Source organism: Taibaiella koreensis, from assembly GCF_003545715.1.
GTDB classification, from domain to species: domain Bacteria; phylum Bacteroidota; class Bacteroidia; order Chitinophagales; family Chitinophagaceae; genus Taibaiella; species Taibaiella koreensis.
The window spans coordinates 458352-481710 of record NZ_QVNU01000005.1; the positions used below are offsets into that span (position 1 = coordinate 458352).

Annotated in this window: 18 protein-coding genes; 9 read left to right on the top strand and 9 right to left on the bottom strand. The window is 52.8% G+C overall.

The window, feature by feature from the left end:
• The first annotated feature begins 13 nt into the window (after positions 1-13).
• Positions 14-1264, top strand: coding sequence for a beta-ketoacyl-ACP synthase II (gene fabF, locus DZK30_RS18295; protein WP_118975604.1), 1251 nt, complete (start codon positions 14-16; stop codon positions 1262-1264).
• A 97-nt stretch (positions 1265-1361) separates the two neighbouring features.
• On the opposite strand, the gene DZK30_RS18300 is transcribed toward fabF, so the two are convergent.
• Entirely contained in the window at positions 1362-1964 is a 603-nt protein-coding gene (locus tag DZK30_RS18300) for a 4'-phosphopantetheinyl transferase family protein (RefSeq protein ID WP_162903216.1), read from the bottom strand.
• 189 nt (positions 1965-2153) lie between these two features.
• On the opposite strand from DZK30_RS18300, the gene DZK30_RS18305 reads away from it, so the two are divergent.
• Entirely contained in the window at positions 2154-6122 is a 3969-nt protein-coding gene (locus tag DZK30_RS18305; protein ID WP_118975606.1) for a Pls/PosA family non-ribosomal peptide synthetase, read from the top strand.
• A 385-nt stretch (positions 6123-6507) separates the two neighbouring features.
• On the opposite strand, the gene DZK30_RS18310 is transcribed toward DZK30_RS18305, so the two are convergent.
• Complete coding sequence (locus DZK30_RS18310) at positions 6508-9369, bottom strand: VWA domain-containing protein (protein WP_118975607.1); 2862 nt, start codon at positions 9367-9369, stop codon at positions 6508-6510.
• A 2-nt stretch (positions 9370-9371) separates the two neighbouring features.
• On the bottom strand, positions 9372-9908 hold the full coding sequence (locus DZK30_RS18315; RefSeq protein ID WP_205529488.1) for an RNA polymerase sigma factor: 537 nt from the start codon (positions 9906-9908) through the stop codon (positions 9372-9374).
• Between the two features lie 347 nt (positions 9909-10255).
• Between DZK30_RS18315 and DZK30_RS18320 the strand changes: the two genes are divergently transcribed.
• Both DZK30_RS18320 and DZK30_RS18325 read left to right on the top strand, forming a co-directional pair.
• A complete protein-coding gene (locus DZK30_RS18320; RefSeq protein WP_162903217.1) occupies positions 10256-10570 on the top strand; it encodes an HTH domain-containing protein in 315 nt (104 codons plus the stop codon).
• 185 nt (positions 10571-10755) lie between these two features.
• Positions 10756-11973, top strand: a complete 1218-nt coding sequence (locus DZK30_RS18325; protein ID WP_162903218.1) for a lanthionine synthetase LanC family protein — start codon at positions 10756-10758, stop codon at positions 11971-11973.
• A 93-nt stretch (positions 11974-12066) separates the two neighbouring features.
• Here DZK30_RS18325 and DZK30_RS18330 read toward each other — a convergent pair whose 3' ends face one another.
• From DZK30_RS18330 to DZK30_RS18345, 4 genes are all read right to left on the bottom strand, one after another.
• Positions 12067-12255 (bottom strand): class I lanthipeptide, encoded by a 189-nt coding sequence (locus tag DZK30_RS18330; protein WP_118975610.1) that lies wholly within the window; start codon positions 12253-12255, stop codon positions 12067-12069.
• A gap of 94 nt (positions 12256-12349) precedes the next feature.
• A complete protein-coding gene (locus DZK30_RS18335; protein WP_118975611.1) occupies positions 12350-12850 on the bottom strand; it encodes an anthrone oxygenase family protein in 501 nt (166 codons plus the stop codon).
• Positions 12851-12883: 33 nt separating this feature from the next.
• The gene (locus tag DZK30_RS18340) at positions 12884-13225 is read right to left on the bottom strand and encodes a hypothetical protein (protein WP_118975612.1); all 342 of its coding nucleotides are present in this window, start codon (positions 13223-13225) and stop codon (positions 12884-12886) included.
• A 68-nt stretch (positions 13226-13293) separates the two neighbouring features.
• Entirely contained in the window at positions 13294-14211 is a 918-nt protein-coding gene (locus DZK30_RS18345) for a helix-turn-helix domain-containing protein (protein ID WP_118975613.1), read from the bottom strand.
• Positions 14212-14378: 167 nt separating this feature from the next.
• Here DZK30_RS18345 and DZK30_RS18350 point away from each other — a divergent pair, with 167 nt between their 5' ends.
• From DZK30_RS18350 to DZK30_RS18365, 4 genes are all read left to right on the top strand, one after another.
• Positions 14379-15770, top strand: a complete 1392-nt coding sequence (locus DZK30_RS18350; RefSeq protein WP_162903219.1) for a M43 family zinc metalloprotease — start codon at positions 14379-14381, stop codon at positions 15768-15770.
• A gap of 281 nt (positions 15771-16051) precedes the next feature.
• Positions 16052-16852, top strand: a complete 801-nt coding sequence (locus tag DZK30_RS18355) for a LytR/AlgR family response regulator transcription factor (protein ID WP_118975615.1) — start codon at positions 16052-16054, stop codon at positions 16850-16852.
• Positions 16849-19788 carry a sensor histidine kinase gene (locus DZK30_RS18360; protein WP_118975616.1) on the top strand — a complete coding sequence of 980 codons (2940 nt, stop codon included), beginning with the start codon at positions 16849-16851 and terminating at the stop codon, positions 19786-19788. The genes DZK30_RS18355 and DZK30_RS18360 overlap by 4 nt, the downstream gene beginning before the upstream one ends.
• A gap of 77 nt (positions 19789-19865) precedes the next feature.
• Positions 19866-21218, top strand: coding sequence for a DUF642 domain-containing protein (locus DZK30_RS18365; protein ID WP_162903220.1), 1353 nt, complete (start codon positions 19866-19868; stop codon positions 21216-21218).
• A gap of 157 nt (positions 21219-21375) precedes the next feature.
• Here DZK30_RS18365 and DZK30_RS18370 read toward each other — a convergent pair whose 3' ends face one another.
• Positions 21376-21990 carry a DUF417 family protein gene (locus DZK30_RS18370; protein WP_118975648.1) on the bottom strand — a complete coding sequence of 205 codons (615 nt, stop codon included), beginning with the start codon at positions 21988-21990 and terminating at the stop codon, positions 21376-21378.
• Positions 21991-22238: 248 nt separating this feature from the next.
• Between DZK30_RS18370 and DZK30_RS18375 the strand changes: the two genes are divergently transcribed.
• Positions 22239-22424, top strand: a complete 186-nt coding sequence (locus DZK30_RS18375) for a class I lanthipeptide (protein ID WP_118975618.1) — start codon at positions 22239-22241, stop codon at positions 22422-22424.
• Positions 22425-23066: 642 nt separating this feature from the next.
• Here the strand turns inward: DZK30_RS18375 and DZK30_RS18380 are convergent.
• A partial coding sequence (locus DZK30_RS18380; protein WP_162903221.1) for an integrase core domain-containing protein occupies positions 23067-23359 on the bottom strand: 293 nt, incomplete at its 5' end.

Genomic DNA, 23359 nt, shown 5'->3' on the forward strand with positions numbered 1-23359 from the left:
AAATAATAACCTTATGAAAAGAGTAGTGATCACAGGCCTCGGCGCTGTTACCCCATTGGGCAATTCGGTGGAATCATTCTGGAACAATATCCTTGCCGGCAAAAGCGGTGCCGCTCCCCTGACCCGTTTCGATGCTTCGAAATTCAAGACCCGCTTTGGCTGCGAGGTTAAAGATTTCAACCCTGAGGCTTATCTGGAAAAGAAAGAGCTAAAGAAATACGATCTGTTCGCACAATATGCGATCGCTGCCAGTGATCAGGCTATAGCCGATGCCGGTCTTGATTTTAGTACGATGAGCTTCGAAGAGCGTAGCGCTACCGGTGTGATATGGGCATCGGGAAATGGCGGCATCGGCACCTTTGAACAACAGCTCAAGGAATACTACGAAGGCGATGGTACGCCACGCTTCAGTCCTTTTCTTATTCCCCGGATGATCATCGATATCGCCGCAGGCGCTATTTCCATCAGGCATGGGCTGCACGGCCCCAACTATGCAACCGTATCGGCCTGCGCCTCATCCAATACGGCTATCATCAATGCATTTGACACCATACGGCTGGGCAAGGCGGATATGATGATCGCCGGTGGATCCGAAGCAGGGATCACCCCTTCCTCCATGGGCGGTTTTAATGCTTCGCAGGCACTCTCGCGCCGTAACGACGATCCGGAAGGCGCCTCCCGGCCTTTCGACCGCGACCGCGATGGCTTCGTGATCGGCGAGGGCGGCGGCGCGCTCATTCTGGAGGAGCTGGAACACGCGCTGCAACGCGGCGCAAAGATCTACGCTGAGGTGGCTGGCGGCGGCATGGCTGCAGATGCCTATCACCTTACCGGCACACCTGCCGACGGTGTTGGCGCGATGCTGGGTATACAAAGGGCTTTGAAAGACGCCGGTATTACAGCGGCACAGATCGATTATGTCAATGCGCATGCGACCTCGACGGGGCAAGGCGATATCAGTGAACTGGTGGGGATCAAAAGGGTATTTGGTGATTATGCAGTGCCCATAAGCGCAACCAAGTCGATGACCGGCCACCTGTTGGGCGCTGCCGGCGCCGTGGAAAGTATTATTACTACGCTGGCGGTGCAGCAAGACATTATTCCGGCAACCATCAATACTGTCAATCCCGATGAGGCTCTACCGGAGGGCATGAACCTGGTATTGGGTCAGTCATTGCGGCAACCCCTGGAATACGCGCTGAACAATACTTTCGGATTTGGCGGACATACTGCGAGCACTGTTTTCCGCAAATACAGGCCGTAACCATATATTTTATCCTGTAGAGACGTTGCATGCAACGTCTCTACAGGATAAATCCATGCAAGGTCTCTACAAAAAATGCAACGTCTCTATAAAAAAACTACAGCAGCTCTTCTGCTCTCAGCTCGGTAAGTGAAACGGCCTCAATTTCTTTATCGGAGGCAAGGCACACAACATAGTCGTAGCGTAATGAAAGGATGCGGCTGTAATAGGTATCGTCCCGCAGCATTATGGCATTATCCTCCGTAGTGATCTCCGAAAGCTCCATTTGCTCCAGGCTAAGGCCCGAGGCTTTGATGGCTGCCTCGCGCATGGTCCAGTGCAGGTAAAATGCCAAAGTACTATCCGGAGCATTAACGATTTCCTGCCAGGCTGTGGGATCGAAGTAAAATTTCATTAGCTCCAGCTTCACCGGCTTCAGCCGTTCTACATCGACACCTACTTTTTCTCCTTCGCCTTCCACCAGTGCGCAAAGCACCAGGTTGCCGCTGTGGCTGATGCTGAACTGAATGCCCGAATTGAGCAGCACCGGCTGATGTGTAGCTGTATAGCCATAGTCGTCCAGCGACACAGCAGGAGAATAGCCGAGCTTGTTTAAAGCATAGCGTAGCAGGCCTTTGCCTGCGGCGCGTTGGCGGCGTTCCTTTTCACCTGTATATTTTTGAATTTTGATACTGATCTTTTCCGGGAACGTCTGCAACATTCGATTGTATAGCTCCGGTCCTGCCTCAGAAGACGTTTCTGTATAAAATACATGAACCTTCATAAATCCTCCCTGTATGATTATTGGTTTTTCGCAAGGCCGAATTTACAAACTAATGAAAATACAGCAAAATAGCAGGCGTTCCGCTGTATGAAAAAATAGTATAAATTTACCGGGTAACACCAAACTATGCTTTCTTTAAGCCTTTTGAAGGGCTCTGAACGTCCCGACCTGATCCAGAAAGAAACCCTTGCTGATATTTTCAGGGCCGCAGTTGCTCAATACGGTCCCAAGACCGCACTTATTTTCAATGAAAGTCATCTGACTTACGAGCAACTGGATCAATGGAGCGACGTTGTTGCCGCCTATATTGCTGCACAGGGCATCGGCCGCGGGCAGGCCATAGGCGTATGGCAAAACCGGGGACTGGCGCTGCATGCGCTCATACTGGGTATTGTTAAATCGGGCGCAGCCTATGTACCGCTGGACCGGGAGATGCCTGAGGAACGCCTGCAGATCGTAATGGAAGAAGTGGGCGCAGCGGCCTGCTTCAGCGACGGTGACCCGGCGTTGCCTTGCCCGGTTTTGCGGGTACCGGCATTTGACAACGCTTCGGCGACTACACATCTGCCAGAAGGGCCGCAGCCCGGCGACAGGGCTTATGTGCTCTACACTTCGGGAAGCACCGGCAAGCCAAAAGGCATTCCTATCCTGCAAAGGCATATCTGCCACCTGGTAAGATCGGAGCAAAGTGTGCTGCAGATACGCGCGGAGGATAAAGTGTACCAAGGGTTTTCCGTATCCTTCGATATGTGGTGCGAGGAGACCTGGATCAGCCTTTCGGCCGGTGCTACACTGTGGGTAGCCGACGCCACCACCGCCAAAGCGATCGACGAGCTAAGCGCCACGCTGCGGGCACAACAGATCACCGTGCTCCATGCCGTACCCAGCCTGCTGGCAGTGATCGACGACGATATTCCCAGCCTCAGGCTGATCAATGCTGGTGGCGAGGCTTGTACCACTGCGGTGCTCAACCGCTGGAGCAAACCAGGAAAAAATGTATTCTACAATAGCTATGGTCCTACGGAGACGACTGTGACGGCGACGATGATCGCCCTGCGTCCCGGCGATCCCATCACCATAGGCCATCCCCTGCCCAATTACAACCTGGCTGTGATCGACGATCAGTTCAACCTGCTACCCACAGGCAGCGAAGGGGAGTTGATCATCTCCGGACCGGGTGTATGTGAAGGTTATGTGAACCGTCCCGACCTGACCCGGGAAAAATTCAGAGAGAAACCCGCGGCATTAGCCATGTTACCCGGCGACCGTGTCTACCTGAGCGGCGATGCCGTGGTGATGCGTGAAGATGGCAGCATCGACTTTCACGGCCGCCTCGACGACCAGGTCAAGCTCAGGGGCTATCGCATCGAGCTGGGCGAGATCGAAACCCGGCTCCATGAGCTGGAAGCCGTGGCCGCCGCGGCAGTAGCCTTAAAAAAAGACGCCAATAAGCAAGACCAGCTCGTAGGCTATGTAACCATAAAAACGGGCAAGCCCTGGGAAGAACAGGAAGCCAGGACAGAGTTGGCGAAGGTATTGCCCCCCTATATGGTTCCCCTGGTAATCGTAACCCTGGACCAGATGCCACGCCTTTCCAGCGGAAAAATTGACCGTAAATCGCTGCCTGTGCCGGAAGCGCTACAGCAGGTACAAGCGCAGGAAACGATCACCGTAGATGCCGGCGACCCGCTGGCTGAAAGGGTAATGGCCGGACTACGTTATGTTTTCCCGGGCAGGGAGATCAGTCCCGAGTCAGACTTCTTCACCGACCTGGGCGGGCATTCCCTGCTGGCCGCAACCTTTTCCTCCTGGCTGCGCAAAGAGGCGCATGTGCCGCAGGCTTCATTAAAGGATATTTATACCAACCGGCCGGTGAGCAACCTGATCCGGGCCTGGGAGCAGGCTGAGCTACGGGCCGGACGGAAGCAGGAAAAAGAAGCGTTCCGTAAGGTGCCGCCGCTGCGCTATTTTCTTTGTGGACTGGCGCAAGCGATATCGCTGCTGGTGATCTATGGCCTATTTGCAATCCAGATCTTTGTACCTTACCTCGGCTATTATTATGTGGTGGCTAAAACCGAAAGCGGCCACGACAATCGCGGCTGGGCGCTGCTGACGGCCGTTTGTCTCTTTTGCCTTATCCCGCCATTTTTTTCATTGCTATCTATTGCCTGTAAATGGCTGCTGCTGGGGCGGGTAAAGGAAGGCGATCATCCGCTATGGGGATCTTATTATTTCCGTTACTGGCTGGCCAGCAATATACAGCGGCTGGTCCCATCTCAATTCCTGAACGGCACACCGATATATCCGGTATACCTGAGAATGTTGGGCACAAAAGTGGCGCCCGATGCCCAGCTGAGCTCGATCACGATAGGCGCGCACGACCTGCTGGAAATAGGCGCCGATGCCAGCCTCAGCTCCCAGGTGGTGCTCAACAACGTCACCGTGGAGCATGGCCTGATCCGCTTCCGGAAAATAAGGATCGGGGCGCATGCTTATATCGGCAGTAGCACAGTGCTATCAGGTGGTACGACGGTGGAAGACTGGGGCGAATTGCAGGACTTAAGTCACCTGCAAAGCGGGCAAACGATAAAAGCCTATGAAGTATGGAAAGGCAGCCCGGCCGAACGTATCGGTGTCCGTGCTCCCGAGGAGCTGCCACAGCCCCTGCCCGGCTCTTACCTGAAACGGAAAACCTACGGCCTGCTCTATACGCTCCTGCTGATCGTTTTTCCCATTATCATCCTGTTACCGCTGATCCCGGTGATCGAGATCCTTAATTACCTCGATCTGGGCACACCGGATTACGACTTCAGCTATTTTGTTTATGTACCCCTGCTAACCATTCTTTATATCATCTTGTATGCTATAGAAACGGTTTTGCTATCGCGGTTGCTGCTATGGGGCATCAAGCCCGGCGTCTACCCGGTGCTTAGCGCGGTATATGTACGCAAATGGCTGTCGGACCAGCTAATCTCCATATCTCTTATCGTATTGCATCCTATTTACGCCACGGTCTACGTCTCCTCATTCTTCAGGATGCTGGGCGCAAAGATCGGCCGCAATACAGAGATATCTACCGCCAGCAATGTAACGCATACGATGCTACATATAGGCGAAGGTTCCTTTATTGCCGATGCCGTAAGCCTGGGCGAAGAGGACATCAGGGCGCAAAGGCTGATCCTGGAACATACCTATGTCGGCAACAGCAGCTTTGTAGGTAACAGCGCGCTTATTCCTCAGGGCTACCAGTTGGGCGACCATATGCTGATCGGCGTGCTATCGGTACCGCCTACGGAGGAACAGCTCAAGGGCCGAGATGGCGGCGACTGGTTCGGTTCTCCGGCGATTGCCCTACCCAAGCGACAAGACAGCGGCAGCTATGATGCAGCATTGACCACCAATCCATCGTGGTTGCGACGACTGGCCCGCGGTACTATCGAAGGCATTCGCATTGTACTGCCCGAGACCGTAATTATTTGCTGCAGCGTGCTGTTTGTTGCTTACTGTCACGACCTGGTTAAGGATCGCAACCTGGCGCAGATCTTTTCGGAACTGCCCAAGCTGCCGTTTTATTACCTGGGCTATATGGGCCTGCCTGCCTTTCTGATTACAGTGGTATTGAAGTGGATCACCATAGGACGGCAACGTAAAGAACAACAACCGATGTGGACACACAAGGTATGGCGCAGCGAGGCCATTACCACCACTTATGAGGCGCTGGCGGTGCCCTTCTTCCTGGAATACCTTAAGGGGACACCTTTCCTGTCCTGGGCGTTACGCCTCCTGGGTATGAAGACAGGCCGGCGGGTATGGCTGAACACGACCGATGTAACCGAGCACGATATGGTAAGTATAGGCGATGATACCGCGTTGAATGAGGATTGCGGGCCGCAGACTCACTTGTTCGAAGATCGTGTGATGAAAGTGGGGCCGGTGAAGATCGGCGCGCGGTGCAGCATCGGGGCCCGAAGCATTATCCTGTACGATAGCGAGATCGGTGACGAGGTAAAGCTGGAGCCCTTATCGCTGGTGATGAAAGGTGAAAAGCTGGCCAGTGAGACCGAATGGACCGGCAGTCCTGTGAGAGGTCTATAGGGTAATGGTTAAATTCCAGGGTTCAAATTCCAAGGTCCAGGAAGCAAATTCCAAGAGGCAATGGAATAGTTGGCAATGGCAGTTGGCAATGGGCAATAGATGGTGGCAAATTCCAATTTCCAAGCAACAAGTTCAATAGGCAATGGAATAGTTGGCAGTGAGCAGTTGGCAAAAATCAAATGTTCAAATTCCAAGGGCCGAACTCCAATAGGCAATTGAATAGTTGGCAATGGGCAATAGATGGTGGCAAATCCCAAGGCTCAATTTCCAGGCAACAGGTTCCAATAGGCAATGGAATAGTTGGCAATGAGCAGTTGGCAAAAGTTCAAATTCACATACCTGATACTTAATACCTGATACCTAATACCTAATACCTAATACGCAATTACAAGGCTTTCCGGATCAAGCGAACAAGCTCGGTACGGTATTCGTCCCGGTTTGCAGCCAGGCTGCTTTCGGCCAGCGCCAACACATGTTCCTTGCTCTTATCAGGTATCAGTTCTGAACCCCTGAGCTGCAGCCCGAACCAGGCCACGGCGGCCGCCAGCTTATAATCGGCCGAGCTGGAAGCCAGCGGCAGTGGCTGGTACCCGATAGTTTTCACGATCTCGATGCTGTTGTCTTCCTGTGGATGCTTATAGCGGAAGCGAATGGTCGCCAGCTCATCGCGATGCGCTGTAGCTCCGGGCCGACTGGCATGGTAACGCAGCTCCGGCGAGGCAGCAGGCAGAAAGCGACTGCTGGCGCCTGCAGGAATAATCTCGTATAAAGCGGTTACCGTATGCCCGCTACCCAACTCTCCTGCATCGATAGCATCGTTACTAAAGTCTTCGGTACGCAGCTTACGGTTCTCGTAGCCGATAAGCCGGTAGGCTTGCACATAAGCCGGGTTGAACTCGATCTGAAGCTTTACATCTTTAGCGATGCTGTACATAGTGCCGCCGAATGCCTTTACCAGGAAACGGCTGGCCTCTTCTAGATTGTCGATATAGGCATAGTTGCCATTGCCTTTATCGGCCAGCGTCTCCATTTTGGAATCTTTATAATTGCCCATGCCATAGCCCAGGCAGGTAAGGAATACATTGCTTTTGCGTTGCTCTTCAATAAGCCCTTGCATATCGGCATCGGAGGAAGCGCCTACGTTGAAATCACCGTCAGTCGCCAGGATCACGCGGTTGTTGCCGTCTTTGATAAAATTTTCCCGGGCCACCTGGTAAGCCAACCGTATCCCATCGCCACCGGCCGTGCTGCCGCCTGCTTGCAGCATATCCAGCGCCGCTGCTATCTTTTCTTTCTGGTTGCCGGGCGTGGCGGGTAGCACCATCCCTGCAGCCCCGGCGTAGACCACGATCGCCACCCTATCCTGTGCACGGAGCCTGCTGAGCAACAGGCGCATCGAGGCCTTGAGCAATGGCAGCTTATTGGGTGCGTCCATGGAGCCGGAGACATCGATCAGGAACACCAGGTTAGCGGCAGGTAGCTGCTCTTCAGGAAGCGTCCTCCCCTGAAGCCCGATCTTCAGCAGCCTGTGCTGCGGGTTCCAGGGCGCTTCGCTGTATTCGGTATGGATGCCGAAAGGATGTGTACCCTCCGGTTGAGGATAATGATATTGGAAAAAATTAATCATTTCCTCTATTCGCACGGCATCTTTGGGCACTGCCTGGCCATTGTTGATAAAGCGACGGATATTGGTATAGGAGGCGTTGTCGACATCGATAGAAAAAGTGGACAGCGGTTCCATTGCGGGACTGTCAAAAGGGTTTTCAACGAATGGGTTATAGCTCTCATTTTCGGAAGTCCCCGCCACCACTGGCACTGCAGCCGGCATGACGCTACTGTAGCGGGATTTCTTCCCTTTAAACAGCTTTTTTACCTTTTGCCAGCCACGACCAAAGAAAGAAGATTTCTTTTCCTGCTGTACCTCCGGCTGGCTTGCATTTTTCTTTGTGGTGATAAGGATTACACCATCGGCGCCTCTGGCGCCGTAGAGCGCCGTGGCCTTACGTTCTTTCAATACCGACATCGAAGCGACATTCTTAGGATCAATACTCACCAGACTTCCTGAATAGATTTGCCCATCCACCACGATCAAGGGCGCCTGGGAGGCGGATAAAGAGCCCTGGCCGCGAATCTGGATATCAGGCCCGGCCCCCGGCTGTCCCCCACCGCTAGTGACTTCCAGGCCAGGCATTGCTCCATCCAGCGCTTTCGCTATATCGGCAACCGGTCTGCGACCGGTGCTGTTCACAGCAACATTGGGCAGCACGGGCTCCGGCAGCTTCATATGCCTGGGAGAGGCATCGTTTGCCTTAATGTCCGATCGGTATGCCTGTTGTTTTCTTCCTTCCCAGGCAGTGACGCCAGGCGCCGTGCCATCCAGCGCTTTGGCGATGTTGGTTACGGGGCGCTTAGCAATCTCTGCCGCGCTCATCGCGGCAACGCTGCCGGTATAGGATTTTTTATCGATCTTCTGCCCATATACCTGCACTTCCTGCAAGGCATTCTGATCTGCTGCTTCCAACCGGGCCACAACCGGTCCTTGTATCGTAGAGAGGTCTATCTCCTTATCCTTGCTTCCGAAGCCCTTAATTACCAGGCTGGTTGCGCCGGGTGGCACTTCCAGCTCATAGTTACCATCGGCATCCGTAACCGTGCCTATGGTCATTCCTTTAACCACGACTGTAGCGCCCGGCACAGCTTCACCCGATTCATCAAACACTTGCCCGGTAATGATCCTCGGCTGCTTCTCCCTTCGGATCGCGTCGTTGGTTGAAGCTGGCGTAGCGGTATTGGTTACAGGCTGCTCCACAGCTGCCTGAGCCATATGGGGTAATTGCTGCTCTTCAGGCTGCGGTTTTGGCCGTACTTCACGGCGGACTATAGCTTCGCGGCGCTGCTCCACAACAGGCACTATTGCCGGCGTATCTATGCGTCCGGGGTGTTCTATAGCGGGTACCATTGCTGGCGCAACTTCCTTTCCCTTCCGGGCATAGGCCGGTTGATCCGGTACGGCCTTTGAGGGGATGAGGAGGTAAACCAGTCCCAGACCCGCCAGTAGCAGGATGGCCGCGGCGATCCCTTTTTTCCAGAAGGGTATCAGCCGCCTGGTTTCTTTTTGTTGTTCCGCATCGAGCCGTGCTTCTACTTTATTCCATATGTTATCCATGGAAGGGAAGGCAGCGGAAGTATCTTCCTGCCTGCGGGCGGCCTTTTTGAATTGTTCGGTGAAGTTATCCCGGGCTTCCATTGTTAGTTCTCCTTTTGATAATAAAATTGTTGTACCAATTCTTTCAGCTTGGTCCTGGAAAAGTTGAGCTGCGATTTGGAGGTGCCCTCCGAGATCTGCAACATGGCTGCAATCTCTTTATGGCTATATCCTTCGATGGCGAAAAGGTTGAATACCGTACGACAGCCTTCAGGCAAATATTTCAGCAGGCGCAGGATATCTTCCTCTTCCAGCTGGGCCGGCCATACACCGGCCTCGGCCGGCTCGTGCTTCATACCATCCAGGGATAGATGAAGGTTTCCCTTGCGCCGCAATACCGACAGGCAGTAGTTGACAGCGATACGCCGGGCCCAGGCCTCAAAGGCAGCCGCCTCTCGTAGCTGATCGAGCTTGGTAAGTATGGTATAGAAAGCATCGGCCATGGCTTCTTCGATCTCGCCCTCCAGCGATAGGTAGCGCCGGCATACCGGGTAGAGTTTCGGCGCCATGTACTCGTACAGCTGACGCTGGGCGCTCCGCTGCATGGCCCTGCAATCGGTTAGTAGTTTTTCGCTGATCACAATCTGGTCTTTACCTGTATAGAGTAATAAAAGTGTTCCGGGGTTGGAATGGTCTAGTATTTTTTTGAAAATAAGAAAAATATACTCGTTTTACTGGTAAATGAGGGGATATTTCCCCTTTTTTGCCGGTGTGGCTATTCTGGTTGTTTTTTATTTTACTCTGTATCAGCTATATAAAAAATCCACTTTTATTCATGTCGACAATCCAGGCTTTTACCTGTAGGTGTGACCGTGGTTTGTTGCTTTTTTTTGCTTATTTTCGAAAAACGTTGTCAACTATCCAAACACCATTGTATCACAGATACGGCGTCGCCCAAACACCCGCTGTTATCTTAAAGTTGCCCGACATGAAAAAGTTTTTTGAGAAAGTAACCCTCCTGGACAGGATCAACAGCCTGATCAGGACCAAAAGCACCGGCACGCCTGTACAGCTGGCCAAGAAGCTGGGCTGCTGTGAACGCGCCTTGTATGACCGGATCGAAGAAATGCGTTCTTATGGCTTTCCTATCGAATACGACCATGAACGTAAGTGCTATTACTACACCAAGGAAGTGAAGATCAATTTCAGCATCATCGTAGGCAATCAAAAACTGATGGAAATTAAAGGGGGCCGTTCCGGACGGGCGCCCCTGCAACGCTACCTTCCTTTACCGGCTTCCTGACCCGGTCTGTTCCTTTTTTTACCATGACCAGTCTCACTGAAAATAATTTGCAGTGAGGGGCTACATCTTTGCTACCCTCAAACGTTTTACTGAGCATCCGGGCCTTGAGACCGCCCGGAATTTCCCTGAATACCAGGGGTTGTACCAAATTGTTTAATACCGTAACTTTCCACAAAAAAGTATCAATGATCTCTACCGCCGAAAAACACACGCTGATCTATAACGACATCCTGAAAATGAGCAAAAGCCAGCAAGGCACTGGCTTTCCTGCCGACAACCTGTTCAAAGGCGCCTGGGGCGCTTTGTTCTATATGTTCTACTACGAACAGTATATCGACGATTCGCTTGACCATGCTGTTCCCTTGCTTGAAGAGCTGTACAATAAGCTTGAGATCACGCAGTACAGCAATTTTACTTATTGCAACGGCTTATCGGGCCCTTTCTGGCTGCTCAACCACCTCAACAAGCATGAGTTCATCGAGCTGGACATCGCCGACCTGGCTTCCGACTTCATCACAGCAGCTATTGCGGAAAGCAATTTTCACCTGGCCTCCAAAAACTTTGATTTCCTGCATGGCAGCGCCGGCATCTGCACCCTGCTGGTCTCCTTTGCCCAGCGCCCCGATGTACGCGAGCACCTGGCGCATTTCGTCGCTTCGCTGGAAGCTTTCTCTGTAATGACGCCCAGGGGCCGTAGTGTACCCATGTTTTACTACCATACCGATCCACCTTCGGAGATCGGTACCGATGCGTTCAGCCTGGCACACGGCACCTGCTCGCTACAGATCCTGCTGGCCAGGATCTATAAAGCAGGGGTCGCGCAGGAACAATGCAAGCGGCTGATCTATGAGACCATGGACTTTGTGCTGAGCTACGAGGGTAAACCCGACGAAAATACACCGATCGCCCTGTACCCCAGCAGCCTTAACCTGGATGGCAATCCGCCGGCGCCCAGTCGTATCTCCTGGTGCTATGGCGATGTGAATGTCGCGATTGCCCTGTGGGAATGCGGTCACTTGCTCAAGGAAGAAAAATGGATCACGCGTGCGCTGGATATCCTGCGCTACAGCACCAGGAGAAATACCCTGGAAAGCGGCGCTGTGGTCGATACCTGCCTGTGCCACGGTACCGCCGGTAACGCGGCCATGTACCGCCGTTTCTGGCACGAGACCAACGATAAGATCTTTTATCAATGCTCGGAAGATTGGTATAACCTTACCGACAACCTGATCCAGTTCTCGGAGCAGAAGGGGGAGCACGGCATAAGGGTATGGCAGGGCAAAGATGAGCAATGGCAATACCGCTGGGACCTGCTGGACGGCAGCGCCGGCACCGGCCTGGCGCTCATATCGCGCTCGGTAAGCCAGCACCTGCCCTGGGATGAGTTCCTGCTGATATCCTGATAAGATGGTTTATATTATACCGGAGCGCTGCCTCAAGACGGGGCAGCGCTCCTTTTTTATGCCCCGGAGGAGCAAACAGCTATCATTTTCTGGTCAGCAGTCGAAGGTATGCTGCACCGTGGTCGTAGGATGCATGCAGCGCACGATCGTTCTAAGGGCCGAAGGCGGGGGGCAGTTGCCGGTCAATCCGCCCAGCACCTGGTTCATCTCGCGGTGTTCCATAGGTGTGATCATTACTTTTTTCAAGGATAATTTCGGCAGGGCCATTTTTTCCTTTTTCATAATTTTCAATTTTTGGTTAAATAAAACAGGAGCTTAAAGTTACCTGTTATCCAAGGGTGCCGGACCGTTTAACATATAATTACTTGTTATTTCCTCAGCGTTCCTCCTGTCCCATACAGGCCAGCACCACCAGCAGCACCGACAGCGTAGCACATACAGTCCTGATCGTATTGAGCCGGTTCCACGGGCCTTCGAAGGAAGCCCGCTTTTGCGCCAGTGCTTCGAGAGAAGCCGTTTCAACCGGGAACACATCGAGGCTGTTGTTCATAGGCACATTACCCATCATGGTAACGCCCATAACACCAATAAGGTAACAGAGTGTGGCGCCCGCCAGTAGCCAGAAACGGGGTCGCATCACTTCTTTATAATGCAGGATGGTCGCTGCCGGAAGCAATAACGCAGTGCCCATAAAGCAGGACAGGAATACCGGATTGAGGATAGCGCGATTCATTTCCTGGAATGCTTTCAGGTAAGCGGCGTCCTGCAATCTGCCAATACCGGGCGTTACCGATACCGACCAGGAATAGAAGAGGCCGGCCATAAGCGCTGTGGTAAGCGCGGCCAATAAGAGTAGTAGTCGGGAAAACGAGAGCATAAGTTTGTCTTTTAGCGTTAAAGAAAGAAGGGACTATTTTTTCACATTAGTGTGCACGCTCAGCCAGCGACGAAGCACCTGCTCTTCGTCCGCGCTCAGCGTTACGGCATTGTTTTTGGGCATCCTGCGCCATACAAAAACCTGGCGATAGATATTACCGGCATGATCATTCATATTTTCCAGCGTGAACACCTTTGATGGGTTTTTCGTGGCGTGGCAAAAATTACATTTGGCCTCCAGGATGTTCAGCGCTTTCTGCTTCAGCTCTTTGTCTTCGGTTGCTGCTTCGGGGCCTCCTTTTCGTTCGCGCGGCGGTGCAAAAGCACAGCAGACGAGGAAAAGAAACATTGCGGCGATACTATAGATCCGTTTCATAGCTTGCTTTTTTTTGACAAAATTGGGGCAAACTACAGGCGGTAAATAGAATAAAACCGACAGGAAGATTATTTTCTCAGCAAAGGAAAGTTCTCGGCCATGCCGTAAGACTGCCGCTGAAATTCGTAAGGTGCATAGCCGGCAAACTCCTTAAAGGTGCGGATGAAATGTGACTGATCGGCAAAGCCGTTGTCGTAGGCGATGTCGGACAGCTTCTCGTAGCGGTTGCTCTTGAGCTGCACTAGTGAGGACTGGAAGCGGCATACTTTGGCAAAGAGCTTGGGGCTGATGCCTACATATTGATTGAAACGGCGTTCAAAGGTGCGCTCCGACAGATTGGCCTGCCGTTGCAACTCCCGGAGGCTCACGGCGCCTCTCGATTGCAGGATGAGCAAGAGGGCCTGCTGCGTGAGCGCATCGCTCTGCCGTTTATTTTTCCCGATCTCTTCCTCCAGGTAAGCGGAGAGCACGCCCAGCTGCGAGGGTATATTGAGCGAGTACAGCATGCGCTCCGACAGGTGTATGCCCCGACGGGCGGCAATGGCGTCCAGGTCGGTACAGGTATCGGTAAGCTCGGCAGCATTGAGGCCAAACACGGAGCGTAGCGCATCCGGAGCCAGGCAAGCTCCTATCATGCGAAAGCGGCCCATCATACAGATGGCGGCCGGCCGTATGGTTTGTCCATAAAGGAATACAGGCGGCAGGGTTTTCCCTTCACGATCGAAATACACACCGGTGTCCGACTGCTGGTAAATGAGTCCCGGACAGCCGTCGGCCAGTGGGGCAAAGGCATGCGGCAGCCCGTCCCGGGCGGTGTATTCCAACACCCAGTAATAGCGGACATATGTCCTGAGACTTTCGGGAGGCAGCAATTGCTGGTAGTTCATTACCGGCCGGTCGATTGATTTGATCAAAGATAAGTAATCGATCGCTATACCGCTTATCAGCAGGAAGACGCCAGCGCTTGGGATCGTGAGTGCGTGCATTCACATTAATTAACGTTTTTTCGTGATTTTTAACCACAAAGCAAAGCAGGGATAAAGACATTTGCTTTATTATCTCACCCGATAATCAATTAAACAACGAGTACCATTAAACGGATTGGCACATCGTAGCAACAAAGATCGTCACACGTTAAAAAGCAATGTTCTTTATGAAAAAATGGTTTCCCCTCGCAATTGCCTGCCTGCCCCTGGCAGCCCAGGCGCAAAACACCCTGCCGGCCATCCCGCGTTGCGGCTTTGAACTGGTATGGAAACAAATGGAGCAGGCTGCTCCCGGCTTCCGTGAGCAATATGACGCCCGGATCAAAGCTCAGCTCGCCGATCCCAATACCAAGGCACGCCCAACCGGTACGGTATACGATATCCCCGTAGTCGTTCATGTGGTGTACTACCAGAACGGCGCCGTCACAAAAGGCAATCTGCCCGATTCGGTGATCCAGAACCAGATCAAGGTGCTGAACCAGGCTTATCGCAAGACGCATGCCGATACCGGTAACCTGCGGGCTATATTCAAGCCGCTGAGCGCCGACGCAGAAATACAATTCCACCTCGCGACCCAGGACTCCAACGGCAACGCCACCACCGGCATCGTCCACAAGGCGACCAATATAGAGTACTTCGGCGACATCTCCATAGCCATGGGCGATATCAGCAGTCTCGAACGGGTCAAGAAGACGGCCCTTGGCGGCGACGATGCCTGGAACACCAGCCGCTACCTCAATATCTGGATCGCCGATATGCGCATTGCCTTCAACGGCCAGGTAGTACCCGCCGTGATGGGTATCGCCCGGCCGCCAATAAATCCGCTGCCGCCCAACTGGCCGGCAGGCGAGGCCGGCGGCCTGGCCCAGATGGTAGATGGTGTGATCCTGCAATACCATGCCGTGGGCAACAACAATCCCTACATCGGCGAGCTATCGGCCGCCGGTCTGGGCAACCAGGGCCGCACGGCAGTACATGAAGTGGGCCACTACCTGGGGCTGCGGCATATATGGGGCGATCCCGAGCAGGGACAGGAGTGTACACCGCAGGGCGACGACGGCATCGGCGATACCCCGGCACAGGCAACTATGACCGATATGCAGGCCAATCCACCCTCTCCTACGCTCAATACCTGCGGCGCCGGTAGCGCCAACGACCTGCCCGACCTGTGGGAGAACTATATGGATTATTCCAAAGACAATTTCCAGAGTATGTTTACCAAAGAACAGGTAACACATATGCGCAGCATTTGTGCCAACCAACGCGATACCCTCTTTATGCAACCACCGGCGCCGGTAGGTGTAAATGAGGCGCTGGTACAGGACAAAGCGCTGAAAGTTTACCCCCAGCCGGCTGCACAATACCTGGATATTGACTTCGACGGAAAGTTTGACCGCCTGCGGGTCATCAATGTGCTGGGAACTGCTGTACTCACCGATGACAAACCGGGCACAGGCCTGCGCAGGCTGGACATCAGCCGCCTGGCCAGCGGCAACTATTACCTGCAGCTGAGCGGCAACGGCCGTCTGTACAACCGGCAGATCGTGATCAGGCGATAAGCCGACCGGACCGTTTTTCTATAAAAGCCCCTTGCCCCTGCAAGGGGCTTTTTGGCTAAGCCGGCATTGGTACATCAATAATGGTGAAAATGAGGATCATAGCGACAAAATGGGACCATTGCAATTAAATATTTTCATTACTATTGTTACGTAGATTTTTCGGGGTTTTATTACCAGTAAAGAGTCTTGAGCGCAAAGCTGGCTGACCTGTGGTCATCATGGAATATATATTTGCGGTCCATGTACTTCACAGGTATTGATCCGTTCCTAAACCTAACACCATGATATTGCCTACACCATTGAAATTACTCCTTATCGATGATGAAAAGGAAGCCTGTGATCACCTCCGGCACACGATCGAATCCCTGCATGATCCTGCTATGATCATCGCCGGCACGGCACACAATACCACGCAGGCGGAGGAGCTTATTGCCGCCATTCAGCCAGACGCCATACTGATCGATATCGAAATGCCCGGGGAAAATGCATTCCAGTTCCTGGAACGGATGGCCCCGTTGCGGTTTAAGGTTATTTTCGTTACTGCTTACGACGCTTATGCTGTACGGGCCTTTCGCCTGAATGCTATTGACTATATATTGAAGCCGGTAAGCATAGATGAGCTGCTGACGGCGCTCGAAAGACTGAAAGCAGGCAGCATACCTGGCGAAGCAGGGCTCTACCATTCGGTATCGGCACAGCTTTCAGAAAAAAGCGCTTTAAAAAGAATAAGGCTGCGCTCGGGCAATCACCTGGACATTGTGGATATTGCCGACCTGTATTGCCTCGAAGCGCAGAGGGCTTATTGCAAGATCTATTTCAAAGCAAATGGCAAGGACAAGACTATTATTATGAGCCGCGCGCTGACAGACTATGCCGAGATATTGCCCACGCAATCCTTTTACAGGATACATAAATCGTACCTGGTCAACTGCAGCCATATCCGGCATATCGTTACCAGTCCTGAGCCCGCGGCTGTCCTCAGCAACGGGATGCATATTCCTGTAAGCCGCCGCCGATACGCCTCCTTGCTCAGCTTTTTGAGCAACGGCCATTTCCAGGCAGGAAATGCACTATACCAATGAAAACAATTGCCTATATCTTATTGCTCCTGACGGGTTGCTTATCCGCCCCTGCCCGCGAGTACGCCATGCGTCATTACACCCAGGCCGACGGACTGCCCGGCAGCTCGGTATACGACATGTACCAGGATGGCACAGGATACCTGTGGCTGGCTACCAGTGCGGGCATCAGCAGGTACAATGGTATAGCGTTTGAGAACTTCACTACCCGTGACGGTCTGCCCGACAATGAATGCTTTTTCTTCCGGAAAGATCCCTACGGCCGCCTGTGGATAGCCACCTACAGTGGCGTCCTGGCCTACTTCAAAGACGGGATATTTCATACGGCAAAGAATACGCCGGCCCTTAAGCTGCCTTTCACCACACGATCCTTAATGGATATCCGTGTGGAGGCCGACAGCAGCGTTTCCTTTTTTTACCGTAACACACCATTTGTTTCGATAAAAGGTAATAAACTGCAGGTGTTCGACCTAGACGCTGCCATCGCCCGTTACGGGCTAGGAACGGATTTTTCGGGCCGCTATACCCAGAATATTGTTCATGAGCAAGGCAAGATACGGGTCACCTACCGGAAAGGACAACTGCTGCTGAACGAACAATTGCAGCTGCTGCAGACAAAGCGCTTCGGCGCCTTTGTTATGGACTGGGCATTCTCTACTCCGGAACATGAATACCTGCGGTCGGGCAATCTCATCTATAACAGGAACCTGGTCAGTGCAGGATTCCCTGTGCTACCGGAGCATAGCGCTGTTTTTAAGATCAGGAACTACGACGGCATTTGCTTTATCGCAACGGACAAAGGGCTCTGGATCGACCAGGAACGGATTATGCCGGAGGTAAGGTTCTCAGATGTTTTCAGGGACGGGAACGGCGACTACTGGCTATGTACTATAGGCGATGGCGTCTATAAGCTCAGACGGCACTTCCGCGACATTCGCTATTTTAAGCCGGCAGATGAAATAGCCTATGCCTGCCCGGGAACAGATACCATTATCTTATGCAGCCGAAACGGCGATCTTTACCGGATGATGCCGACCGGGCTCAGACAGCTGACCCGGTTCTGGCAAGCCACGGGCTTAACGCTAAAGGACCGCAAGCATGTATTTTATGCCGACAATCGCTATATCCTGCACTTCGTAAAGGGTATCATGGTGATCTACGACAAGACCCGGCTGCAGGAGGTTCTGGTAGATCGCAGCATCTACTATAACGGCTCGACCAAAATACTGCGGAACGGCGCAAACCTGTACCTGATCAATAGCGAGAACACCTGGACCCTGGATTATCAGAAGCTGCTTCACCGGGCGCCGGGGCTGGCACACGCGCTCCTCGACAGCGGCCAGACGGCCCGTGCCGGCGCGATGTACGACATGGCACAATCCTCCGACAGCGCTATATGGATCGCTACCAGGAACGGCTTGTATAAAGTTACGGATAACCATGCAAGGGAGCAGCAACAATTGGGCAGCATGGCGCTGAGAGCCATTGTCTTTACGCGTCACGCCCTGATCGGCTATACGCCCGACAACAGGCTGCTGGTCATTCACGGCTATGATAGCCCCGCCCCCAAGGTGAGCATTGCCGGGCACAGCGATGCCGTATGGGACAAATTCTATGTGCTGAACGACTCTTCACTGATCGTGAGCTCTAACAAGCTCTATAAAATGATTACGACCAGCGCCAGTTCTTACCGTGTACATACACTCGAACATCCGCTGCTGCCGCAAAGAGCCCGCTATATCTTCTCTGATGGCCGGTATGGTTATTTTTTCAAGGAAAAGTATGGTATCGGCATTCCTTTAGCCGAGCTGATGGCCGGCCCCCGTCCGCCACAGCTGCACCTCATCGACCTGGCGACACGCCGGTACACGCTTCCCATAAGCGCCAGCTTGTCGCTGGACTATGGCGCATCGCGCGACATCCGTGTGTCGTTCGAAGCCCTGTCTTTCGACGCCGGCGCTTTATCTTTTGAGTACAGCATCGCCGCACCGGGCGATACGGCAGCGCAATGGCTCCAGGCGCCGGGCGATCATATTAACTTCTATAAGATCAGCCCGGGTACTTACCAGATCAGGGTACGTGCTTTGACGGCAAGTGGTATCAGCAGCAATGTTCCCGGCTTCACGCTGGTGATCAGGCCTCCTTTCTGGCTTAATCCCTGGTTCCTTATGCTTGCCGGGCTCGTCCTGGCATCGCTGCTCTATCTGGGCTTCCGTTTGTTTGTCAGGAGAACGGAACAGAAGCGTAAGCGGGAGATGAAGTTCATGAAATCGGAGTTGATTGCCCTGAATGCCCTGATGAATCCTCATTTTGTCTTCAATTCCCTGAACAGCGTGCAAAGCCTTGTGAGCCGCAATGCCAGGGAAGAGGCCAGCAGGTATATCCGCATTTTTTCCGACCTGGTGCGGCTCAATATGCATAACCTCACGGCAGACAGGATAAGCCTGGAGAAAGAAATGATCCTGGTCACCAATTATCTTGAGCTGGAAAAGCTACGGTTCCGCGATGGATTCCATTATGAGATCATCATCCCGGAAGAGGTAGAAACAGATGTTATTATGGTACCGCCGCTGCTCCTGCAGCCCCTGGTGGAGAATGCCGTCAAACATGGTCTGCGGGCCAACGGCAACCCAAAAGGGATGATCTTCGTCGAGATCAGCGAAGAAGAGGAGGTCGTGCTCATCACCGTAAAAGACAACGGCCCCGGTCTGCGGGAAAACGCTCCGGGAAGCCGGGGACACCAGTCGCTGGCGCTGGATAATGTAAAGCAACGGCTGGAAAAGCTGCGGCAGATGCACGGGCAGCAGATCACGCTGGAGGTGAGCGAACTGAAGGACAATGAAGGACAAGTGCAGGGCGTATGCTCTGCGCTCCGGATCGGGCCGGGCTTCAGCAGCGACCGCCGGAAACGCCATTCTGCATTTGGGAAGGATTATTGACCGGTGGGAAGATATCTTTGTCTCCAGCTCCGTTGTCGCATTATTTTCGGTGTTCACACAAAACAAATCGTTTTTTTATGAACACTTCCAAACCCAACAAGCAGCGCCGCTACGGCCGGCCCGCTGCAGCCATGAGCCTGAAAACGGTAGCCTTATCCCTCAGCCTTTCCCTGCTTCCTTTTGCAGGCAGTTTCGCGCAGGTACTCAATCCCAGTTTTGAGTCGGATCCGATGAGCCCCATTCCGGCACCGACCGCGGCCTTTCGCCCTTATACCAATACTTCCAGTCCCATGCTTACCGACTGGACCGTTATCAGTGGCACCATCGACTTGCATCATTCCTCGCATTGGGCCATGGGCTGCCCTCCCGGCGGCGGCGATTACCATATCGACCTTAATCCCGATGGCGTGATCCGCCAAACGGTGAACGTAGTCGCCGGTACTACTTACAGCTTTTCCTTCTGGAGGAGCGTGCACGCCCAGGTAAACTGCGCCAGTGTTAATGCCAATGTGGATATATCCGGAGCCGGTGGTACCTTGTACAACGCCAACTTTGTGCTTTCCGATGCCGACAAGCCCTGGCAGCAGGAAGCAACGGTCTTTACAGCCACGGCAAGCGGCCCGGTTGACATCACCTTCAGCGGCACGGGTAGCTGCTACACTTACGGTGGCATGCTCGTCGACCTGGTATCGATGGAACCCATACAGGACCCCTGCTCTGACGATTGCTTCTGGAAGCTGACCGGCAACAACATCGCCGGCGGGAGGAACATCTTCGGTACCATTACCTCCGATGATGTAAGGATCAAGACCGCCAACCAGGACCGCGGCATCTTTACCAGCAAAGGATTACTGGGCTGGAACACGATGGCGCCTACTGCTTATCTTCATGTCTTCTGCGATGGCAACAATAAGGAAGACGGCCGCTTATCCGATGTGCGCTTCGAGCGGCTGGAAAGAGGCCAGGGCAATATCCTTGTTATTAACAGCGCGGGCTATGTACTCGATAGCAAGGTGCCTATTACCGCCATTACGCCCAAAGCGCTGGCAGAGCTGAAGCAGGATATTGAGCGCGAAAAGGAACGCAACGACCGCCTCGAGCAGGAGCTGCTGGAAGTGAAACGCCTGCTCAATAGCACCACACCGGTAATGAATGCAGCACAGAGCGGCAGCCACCTGTTCCAGAATACGCCCAACCCCTTCGGTGGTGAAACGGCCATCCCGTATTACATCGACCAGCTGCGATCAGGCGCCGCGATCATCGTTAGCGATGCTGCTGGAAAAGAAATAACCCGCTATGTGATAAGCCAGGCCGGCAAAGGAACCGTTACCTTTAAAGCGGCCAACCTGAGCCAGGGTATTTACTTCTATTCCTTGCTGGTTGACGGTCGCGAGATCGAGACCCGGCGGATGGTTGTAGGCAAACAATAAGTTTAGTTTCCCATGCAAAGCCCCCGGCAGATGGTCCGGGGGCTTTGTCATGACCATTGCTGTGACAGGAAAAAGCAAGCGGGCAGCGGCTCCCGCAATATTGTTGCCATACACCGGGAGCTTACTGCACATTAGCAGGAGAAGGACAGCTTTTCCCCTACCGCTTCAGCATCCGGCGGGCGCTGTCGGAAGCAATAAGCAGGCCCGCAGCCATCATGATCACATCTTTCAATACCAGGCGGCCGGCGCCCGATAAATAAGGGAAGCCATATTGTGGTGTAGGAAGATCGCCACCCAGGGCAGGAACATAAGCTTCGGGAGTTGTCACCAGGAAGGATAAAGTGACCAGGGACATGCCAAAGGTCAGCAGTCCTCCCCAAAGACCAGCCCCGGGCGACCAGATGCCCAGCAAGGTCAGCAGCCCGATCAGCAGGATCATCGTTCCCAATCCGTAGGAGAACACATAGGTACCGTTTTGCTCGTGCCAGTCGATATTTTGCTGCACCATTTTACCTTCGGGGTTTTTGTGCAGGGTGTATTGGGGCACAAGCTTTCCCTGGTCATTGACGCCTGTTTTACCCGTATTGTGATACAGGAAGCGCATCAATGGACTATTGATCACAAAGGGAACGATCCCTTCGGCCTCGTAAGGGAAAGCTTTCAAACCGCCGATCCAGGCCATAACGATAAAAACGCTCACCCTGAGCAAATGAATAAAAAAGGTTTGTCCGGCAGCAAGGCCCTGCAATATTTTCTCCGTTGTCTTTTGCATGTTCATCTTTTATCTTTTCCGGCAAAGCTAGCGCGTATCCACAGCTGCGGGAATGGACAAAACGGGAAAGGGCATAGACTATTTTGCCCTGGCCCGGATGGCTTCCGGAATGACTATAATGAAAATGCAATGGTAATTTATGTTCACAACGATAGCCCGGGATACAGTCGGGATGCGAACATATATCGCACTGCAGATTTTATGCAGCCCCGGAGCCTACCTTTGGTATTACCAATACATCGATTCTTATGAAAAAGAAACAGCATCCCCGCAAATTATCTCTGCAGAAAATAGCTATCGTATGCCTGGATCAGCAGCAGCAGACCGCTTTACTGGGCGGCGCTACCGCCAATACCACCTGCTGCGGTACTTTGCCCGGTCAGCGCCAGACTACCTGTTGCTCACTGGCATCCTGTCCGCCTTATATTTGCTAGCTTTGACGCTTTCAGAAGCGCATTTCAGACGATCTTCCCGGCGAAGCATCGTCTCTTTTCTTTATGCCGGTCTCAAAAGAGGTTCCGGGATCAATCCCGCTGCAGCTAATTCAGGTATTATAGTAAACTGAGTATCCGGATATAAAAAACAAGGCGGTCCTTGAGCTTGTCGAAAGGACAAGATGGTGCTTCGACGGGCTCAGCAACCGTTATCTAGAAGCAAATTGTTTCCTGTTTCCTATATCCGGATAGTCACTTATAGTAGATACCAGCAGTGCTCATCGATCTGCAAGCGTTCAGCAGTGATATAAAAGTCACTGCCAGTACTAATTTTTGTCAAAACGGATTGTGTAGCTCTGTTTTAATAAGAAGACCTGCAGTTTTATTTTTAGGGCGCCTTATCCGGCTATCCGCTACAAGTCCTCGCTGCATAACATGAGAGAGGAAATTTAACACCTAATTTACTTAGGTATTAATTGATGGTAAGAAATTCCTTCACAGCAGCTCCGGGCTTTTCGTTGCTATCCGGGGCGCAAAGACACACCGTGGTAACGTGCCGGTATAAATGGGCACGCGTCTGTTAATCCTGATAAAGTTGGTCGTAGCGAGACGCTACACAGCGGCTCCGGGTGAAAGCTTCCCTCAGTTAGTAACGTTTAAAACTAAGTCATTCCACTCAAATCTATGATCCTTGAGGAATGTCGGAAGGGCGTAGCCCTGAAGACGTTCCTCAAGGAATGCAACAGGCGGTAGGTACCCCAAGGCGCTGTGCGGACGCTGATTGTTGTAGACCCACATCCAGACATAGGCCATCGCTTGCGCATCCTTTATCCTGGTAAAAGAATAGGCGTCCAATACCTCTTCGCGGAAGCTTCGGTTAAAGCGCTCCATATATCCATTCTGATAGGGCTTACCAGGCTGAATGAATTTAATTT